Genomic DNA, 7,274 nt, shown 5'->3' on the forward strand with positions numbered 1-7,274 from the left:
ATCGCCGCTGTTCGCAGCGTCGATGATGCCCTGATAGATGGCCTTCAAGTCGCTGAGGCTCGCGGACTCAAACCATTCGGTTTCGTTGATGATCAACGGCGAACGGAGAATCTTAAACCGATAAGCATCTCCAGACTTGAGAAACCAAGCCGTGCGGCTATTGATCTCGCCGCCATCGATGGCGATCTGGACCATTTCCTGCTGCTCACGCACTTTCTTTATGAACCGCGTGACGGGAGTGCTCTTCGAAGCAGTAGGCACGCGGGTCGGGGTAGGTGCGGCTTTCAGCTTGTCCAGGAACGACATCAATCTAACTCCATCTCAAAATGTGTATGGTTTTTGGAAAATCATGATGCATCCTATCGCCGCCATGCATTCAGAACAAGCCATACATATAGGTGCCTTATGAAGTCGTCACTATTGAAGATTAGAAGCGGTAAGGGCTATCGGTCGCTCCAGCTTCATAATCGCCAAATTGGTCTTCTAATTGGCAGTGGTTCTCACGAAACTGAGCGTAAGCAGTTTTTATCACCGATGTTGACCCTGGTGCGTCATCGTTCTCATACACGATATCTTCGAAGGGCATTGTGCTGTCCAATACCTTATAGACTGCATAGGAATTTAATTCAGAAAGGCTGTTGCAAAATTCTTTTGCCTTGGTAAGTGACGGAAACATCTTCACGAATTTTGTCATGCCTACGCATCCGTCGCCACATCGGTCTTCGCCTAATAATTCGTGGTAAATGCAGTCACGATTAGATGCCACTTCATACTCAGCCATATGCTTTCCATAGGTGCGAAGTTTGGCAATGATTTTTGGGTTCTTTCGAGCAAGAAGGCTAACGCGAGGGTTGCTAAATTGTATTGTCCGCCCACCCCACATGCCATCTTCGTCGCGTTCATCGCGAATAAGATTAAGTGTGCTTGCCGCCTCGATAAAGGCATTGGCGAACTTCACGCTGTAGTGAAGGTATGTGACTAAATCTGTGTAGAATACAGCACATCTGAATTCGTGTAGTGTCCAGTTATGCAAATTAACTGTTCCAATTACGCTTCCGCCTATAATAAAGATCAAACCTGTCTGAATTCCTTCTTTCAGTGCGTTATACACGTCGTCCCGCGAAACGATGTCGCCCTGGTAGTGCTCAACCAGTTCCTCCACGTCTTCAAAATCTGTTTCATGCAACTCGTTTATGATTTTCGTTAGCAGATTGGACGCACCAGCAATGGCTTTCTCGACCTCGGTGGGTTCTGGACGGTAATCGTCGTCATCGTCATCATCGTTTTCATTGCCAGCGAGGGAGGGATCACTGGTTACTGAAGCCTCACCCGAATCGGTCACCAGATCATTGCTCGGGGCTTCTTCACCTCCTGACGGCGGATCATCTTCAGGGTCAGTATCATCGTCCGCCATGACCGATTGATCATCGCCGTCACCCTGGCCTGCGTCGATTTCTTGATCGTGCCCGTTTCTGCCCTGGTCATCGCCAGCAGGCTTCTGCTGGGCCTGGAGCATCACCCACAGCGTCTCCAGCTTCTGACGCTGATGTTCGTCGGTCTCCTGGGCGATCCGGTCACGGATCGACGTGACCAACTCGGATGAAGCGTCCCGCAGGGCCAACTGGTGAATCTCGGCGATCTGCATTTCCAGAAGGTCGTCCAATTCAGGGACGGCCACCATAGTCGCGGTGACGCTCGACTGATCGTCTACGGCTACCCCGTCACCTTCCAGGCTATCATCGGTCGGGACATCCTCACCACCTGAAGGCGGCGGATTTCCAATTGGCTTAATCGACTCGTAGTTATCTTCAAGCCAATTGACGACCGTTTCCAAGTGATCTTCATAAATGCTGTTGTCTTCATCTGAAACCATATAGTCCTTAATCGGACTGCCCCCTGTGCGTTTTCGAATGTCGCCGCCAGGGGTGCGGTATTCATTGTGCCCTTCGTAACAATTTAGTGCCAAGCCGTGATCACAAAACCCCATCACAAACGGATAGATGTTGAACAACACCAGATATTCAGGGTTTTCCTTGTAAGTTTCTTTAGTTAGGAACTTATCCAGTGTAAACCCAGCGGGCACGAAGCAAACTTCGTCAGCCGCTTCAATCGGTTCAGCGTCCTCACCGGTTGCCTCTTCGTCACTGGCTACCCCGTCGAGATAGTTCCGAACCGCTTGCTTCGCGGCAAAGCTGATGGACCGATGACCGGGGCTGGGCGGCGGCAAATCCTTGATCGCGTCCCATACCTCTTGGACCACCTTCTTGGGCAATGAGGGCTTCCTGGGCTTGGGGGCGTCGGCCTTCTTGTTCTCTTGGAGCCACAACTTCTCAATCGCGTTGATGCCGATGGTTGTGAGTTGGTCTCGTGCCGAGTTATCCAGCAGAGGTGGCTGCCGGGTATAGAGCCAGTGGCACACCCGCGAGTAACAGGTGATGGTGTCTTTGACCGCTCTCTTGTTGAAGGGGACACTTTTGCGTTTGGCGATGGTGGCAAGGTCGAACTCGATGGCTCTGTGAAAGACAGGGTTCTGAACATCCGCCTTCGGAGCCTTGACCTTGATGATGTTGCAGCGAACGTCAAATCCTTCAGGGTCGCTCAACGCCTTCAACACGATGCGATAGGCTGACATGACGCGATTAACCGCGTTTTCATCGGTGTTTGTTTTCGCCTCATAAAAAGGCTCAAACTGAAGCACCATATAGTCAATCAGTTGTTCCCATTCTTCATTGTTATCGATGCGTGGCGGGTCTTCTTCAAAATGTCTACCTGGAGACATTTTTGGACCTTGTTCAGCATTGATGTCTGGGTGATCTGCTTCAGAATGATGTTCCATGTTACGCCTGCGACATATGGCCATGCACAAATTGCATGCATAACATATCAAGCAAAATTCATGTTTTCAAACTTTGTTTGTGCGTGGTTATTGTTGTCAACTTTTATATATTAAAAGCTTTCGCCATTTAATCGACGCAAGAAAGCCTTATAAATTATGTTTTCGATCCGGACTTCATCGCCATGGCACTGGCATTATGTCGGCCAAGGAAGCTTTCGCAGTCTGAAAATATATTTTCATGCTGCGATTACTTCCTCACTATATGCCGCACATATCATTCAGGTTGCATTGCCGCAGCCAAAACACATTGAGTATAAAAATATTTTCGCCTCTTCGCGGAGGTTTTTGTGCTGCTTGATTTAGCTTATAGCAATTAATTACATTGTCGCTTTTTGTTTGACGAATGTGCAATCAGCTTTTTATCATATGTGGGTCTTGCGGCTTTGGCCATGGCGTCAACTCCGCTTCAAATATTGTGGAGTTTGTGAAGTGAGTGCGACGCAGAGTAAAACGACAAGTGTCGAGAGCCAACTGAGGTTAATTGATGCTTTCCGCAAAAATGTCTCTCAGTCATTCCCGCAAGATGCCAAATTTGTCATTGATGCGGTTCCGTATCTGTTTCCGGCCGAGTTAACATTTGAAATAAGGTGCGATGTAGTTTTTGCCGAATTGCCAGATATTATGCTTCTTAGCGTAGGCAAGCTCCTCAACCTAATTCAAAAGGTAAATGACAAAACACTCGCGTTTTCGTGCTTTGGCAGGCTTAAAGATGGTGAGTTTGCTGGCATCTATCGAGCCGATGTGGAGATGTGTGGGGATACCATCAAGACTTCATTTGAAGCCAACCAGAATGTTAAGCCTGCATTTGCCCCGATATCGGACATCAAATATGTGATCGGTGTACTGAGCTACATCCAGCAGCCGACCATCTATGCGGACTTGATCGAGGTGGATGAGTTCACCCAGAAATCCCGCAAGAAGCACGGCAAGCGTCCGCTGCCGCCCTACAGGATCATCCGCCCAGGGCAAACCATCGTGCGGCACCGTCCAGCCGATGACCGGTGTCATGAGGGCACTGGGACTGGAACCCCTAAGTGCGGTCACTGGCGGCGGGACACGAAGTACGTCCGCAAAGATGGTCGGATAATTTATCGGCGGGGATGTGCGGTTAAAGGTGGTCCTGGCGATACCCGGCCCGTGCAGGTCTTGCCGCCCAACCCTGTCGAATGGTCAAACTAATGACGATTAATCTTTGGAGTGCTGAAAATGACTAAAGGTTTGGTTGGGATGGTTGTTGCGATTAGCGACTTGATCGATGACGACTATGAATACAGGGATGACATAATTCGCATCGGTAGACGCATATTGTTTGTCATGAATAATGATGAATGTTCATCGTTCATTGGTCGTGTCATCAGCGATGACCAGATGGTTGTGGAAACTGTATTTCCGCCCGTTAACGCGGACTGCGAAGTTATGTTCGGTGGCTTCCAGTTTGAGGAGCGGGATTAATCGCGATGGAAGAGGATACGGCAGGCTGCTTTGAAATTATTTCAAATATGGTATCGATGTGCTCCCAACTTGCTAGGCCGTTAAGGGATAAAGTTGATATCAGAGTCTTGGACAAGAGAATTGACAACGGGCCGTGAAAATAGAAAGCCTTGCATATAACGTACACCGGCATCACGAAGAACTTTTAACTCTTCAATCCGCTCCACCCCTTCGGCGACAACATCGACATCAAGCTGTTGGCAAATCTTTATCATGCCCAATGCAATTGTGCGGCGTCTTTGATCGTGGTCGATGTCGCGAACCAGTGCGATGTCGAGTTTCACGACATCAACCATCATCTCCGCCAGCACATTAAGTCCGGCATAACCCGCCCCAAAATCATCAAGTGCTACCTTGAATCCATGGCGGCGGTATTCCTTGATGATGCTAAGAAGGTGAGGAGTATCTGTAATTCTCTCATCCTCGGTGATCTCAAAGGTAATGAGATCAAGGGGAAATCTGGCCCGCTCCGCAGCAGCCAAGGTGGCACGAATACACGCCTTGGGATCATAAACGGCGTTGGGTAGGAAATTGATGCTCAGACGCCGATCCAAGCCCAAGCTGGCTGCCAGTTCGATGGCCTTGACTCGGCACGCCTGATCGAATGCGTAGCGGTTGTCAGCAGTCACCTGAGAAAGAACACTCATAGCAGGTTGGCCTTCTGGACCTCTCACTAGTGCTTCGTAGGTCGATATCCGTCGCTCATGCAAATCCACAATCGGCTGAAACGCCATGGTAAAAGGAATAGGAAAATCCTTTCCTTCCATACACGAGTGGCACCCAGATTTTGATTGGCTCATGGCTTCCATGTATTCTTTGTCAACGCCAGCGTCTATGTTACGGGCTTTGTTGTCGGCTTGGCTATTAGCAGACGCATCAATACACGTCTCCGGGGGGGGCGGTGGGTCAATGTTCAGTTTCAGCATGCCCGAAATTAGCGTCTAATTCTTCGCTGGTAGATGAAGCGTGTTTACGCGATGCAGTGAGAACAAACATTGACTCCAGCCGCTCGATCCGCAGAAAGAGTTTGTGCGAACGATTCAATAGTGATCGTAACTCTCTGGATATCACGGCATCATTAGAATGCGATGTGTCAAGGCACACATCATGCCCCGATAGCCTAAATTGTTCTTGCAACGCATATTCTGCGGAAATCTCACCATCATGAACCGCACGCTGGAACATCAACCACGACATAACTTGTGTCAGGCGGCTTGTTAGCCGAAAAGTTTCATTTGTTATCCGAAGCCCTTTAACGCCATCGACTTTTTGCCGGTCCCACCATTCAGTTTCCATCATGAAGGTCCGAGCTTCAACCAGCAGAGCCATGGTTTCTTCAAAAGGGCCGCGAAAATATGCAGTTGTTTGCATCCCCGCACCTCATGTCACCACCAAGACGGGCAAATATTTCTTAAAATGCTAACATGCGAAGTTCCGTCTTCATACGACAATCAATACCAAATGTCATACTTCAGCCCAGCCAGCCATATGCTGTTTTGCGGCTATTTCCTGTTAGATGGATCTCGATCATCGTGGTTCAATCCCCTCGTGGTTCCCTCCCATGACGAATAGCCACCACCGAGATTCATGCCACCCGCCTTCATCCTGTCGTCGAACGGTTCCTCGGTCGAGTTCTCGCCGTTTCGAGGTCGCTAAACCTTACCATTTAGCCACCTTCCGGCAATCGCTATTTTGCGATATGGTCTATCCATGGAATGGAAGGTCGAAACCCTCAACGAAGTCGTGGACGCGGAAATCGCTGCCTTGCCCAAGGATATGCAGGCCCGTTTTCTGCGGATAGCCGGGATGATTGAATCCGCCGGGTTGGAAGGTATGGGGCATCCTCATGTGAAGCCGCTTGAGGGCAAGCTTTGGGAGATGCGGCTAATGGGCCGCGACGGCATCGCCCGTGCCCTCTATGTGACCGTCACTGGTCGGCGGGTCGTGGTCGTGCGGGTCTTTGTAAAAAAGACCCAGAAGACGCCTCGCCAGGAGATTGAACTCGCATTGGCTCGGGCCAAGGAGATTTTGAAATGACCAGCCTGAATGATCTCAAGGCTAAAATGCTGGCTGATCCCGAGGTTAAGGCCGAATATGACCGTCTCGCTCCAGAGTTCGAGATTGCGGAAACCCTTATCCGTGCCCGGCAACGGGCTGGTCTATCTCAGGCCGAAGTCGCCAAGAGGATGGGTACCACCCAGTCCGTGGTTGCACGGCTGGAAAGTGGCCGCTCCCTTCCTTCATCTACTTCACTTGCACGCTACGCCGCCGCCACAGGTAGCCGCCTTCATGTTGAGCTTCTTCCTGGTCGCTGAATCCATCACGGTTCCAGAGTTGGCTCCGTCACTAAGATTGGGGCGATCTTGGGTTCATTTATCAAATTACGCAAACCGGGCAAGGATTTCACCGTCCAAGGTTTCCTTGTCCCCTGGCTATGATGGACTCTCTCTTGCCTATTGGTCCTCCTGCCGATCTTCTGTTGTCAATGGAACTCCAAGAAGCTCAAGGCGATGGCCGATGACCTGATAGCCGTAATCTGCGGCGATCTTCTTTTGCAAAGCTTCAATCTCAACGCAGGAGAATTCGATAACTGCCCCTGAAGTTACGTCAATCAAGTGATCATGATGGTCACTTTCGGCCTCTTCGTATCGGCTCTTTTTCCCATCGCCAAAATCGTGCCGTTCAAGGATGCCTGCTTCCTCAAAAAGTCGCACGGTGCGGTAGACAGTGGGAATGCTGATATGCCGATTGATCTCGACGGCACGGCGATAAACCTCATCGACATCAGGGTGGTCGGTTGCGTCTGAAAGGACGCGAGCGATAACTCGCCGCTGGTCCGTCATCTTCATAGATTTTTCAATGCAACGTTGCTCGATGCGTGAGGGGG

9 protein-coding genes are annotated in these 7,274 nt (G+C 50.0%); 4 read left to right on the plus strand and 5 right to left on the minus strand.

Going from position 1 to position 7,274, the window contains the following annotated elements; translation table 11 throughout:
- The coding region (locus H261_RS21930) for a hypothetical protein (protein WP_008622102.1) at positions 1-306 on the minus strand (306 nt) is incomplete at its 3' end.
- 121 nt (positions 307-427) lie between these two features.
- Positions 428-2,836 carry a hypothetical protein gene (locus H261_RS21935; RefSeq protein ID WP_152427055.1) on the minus strand — a complete coding sequence of 803 codons (2,409 nt, stop codon included), beginning with the start codon at positions 2,834-2,836 and terminating at the stop codon, positions 428-430.
- 489 nt (positions 2,837-3,325) lie between these two features.
- Between H261_RS21935 and H261_RS21940 the strand changes: the two genes are divergently transcribed.
- Entirely contained in the window at positions 3,326-4,075 is a 750-nt protein-coding gene (locus H261_RS21940) for a hypothetical protein (RefSeq protein WP_008622104.1), read from the plus strand.
- A 27-nt stretch (positions 4,076-4,102) separates the two neighbouring features.
- Positions 4,103-4,348: a hypothetical protein gene (locus H261_RS21945; protein WP_152427056.1), complete on the plus strand. Its 246-nt coding sequence runs from the start codon at positions 4,103-4,105 to the stop codon at positions 4,346-4,348.
- 80 nt (positions 4,349-4,428) lie between these two features.
- On the opposite strand, the gene H261_RS21950 is transcribed toward H261_RS21945, so the two are convergent.
- Together H261_RS21950 and H261_RS24265 are read right to left on the minus strand one after the other, a co-directional pair.
- Positions 4,429-5,313 (minus strand): EAL domain-containing protein, encoded by an 885-nt coding sequence (locus tag H261_RS21950; RefSeq protein ID WP_407636101.1) that lies wholly within the window; start codon positions 5,311-5,313, stop codon positions 4,429-4,431.
- The gene (locus tag H261_RS24265) at positions 5,294-5,758 is read right to left on the minus strand and encodes a DUF1465 family protein (protein ID WP_008622107.1); all 465 of its coding nucleotides are present in this window, start codon (positions 5,756-5,758) and stop codon (positions 5,294-5,296) included. The genes H261_RS21950 and H261_RS24265 overlap by 20 nt, the downstream gene beginning before the upstream one ends.
- Positions 5,759-6,097: 339 nt before the next feature.
- Here H261_RS24265 and H261_RS21955 point away from each other — a divergent pair, with 339 nt between their 5' ends.
- A complete protein-coding gene (locus tag H261_RS21955; protein ID WP_008622108.1) occupies positions 6,098-6,424 on the plus strand; it encodes a type II toxin-antitoxin system RelE/ParE family toxin in 327 nt (108 codons plus the stop codon).
- Entirely contained in the window at positions 6,421-6,702 is a 282-nt protein-coding gene (locus tag H261_RS24270) for a helix-turn-helix domain-containing protein (protein WP_008622109.1), read from the plus strand. The genes H261_RS21955 and H261_RS24270 overlap by 4 nt, the downstream gene beginning before the upstream one ends.
- A gap of 138 nt (positions 6,703-6,840) precedes the next feature.
- Here H261_RS24270 and H261_RS24275 read toward each other — a convergent pair.
- Positions 6,841-7,274, minus strand: a 434-nt coding sequence (locus H261_RS24275; RefSeq protein WP_008622110.1) for a Fur family transcriptional regulator, incomplete at its 5' end; no start/stop codon positions are given.

It is taken from the genome of Paramagnetospirillum caucaseum (assembly GCF_000342045.1).
GTDB classification, from domain to species: Bacteria; Pseudomonadota; Alphaproteobacteria; order Rhodospirillales; family Magnetospirillaceae; genus Phaeospirillum; species Phaeospirillum caucaseum.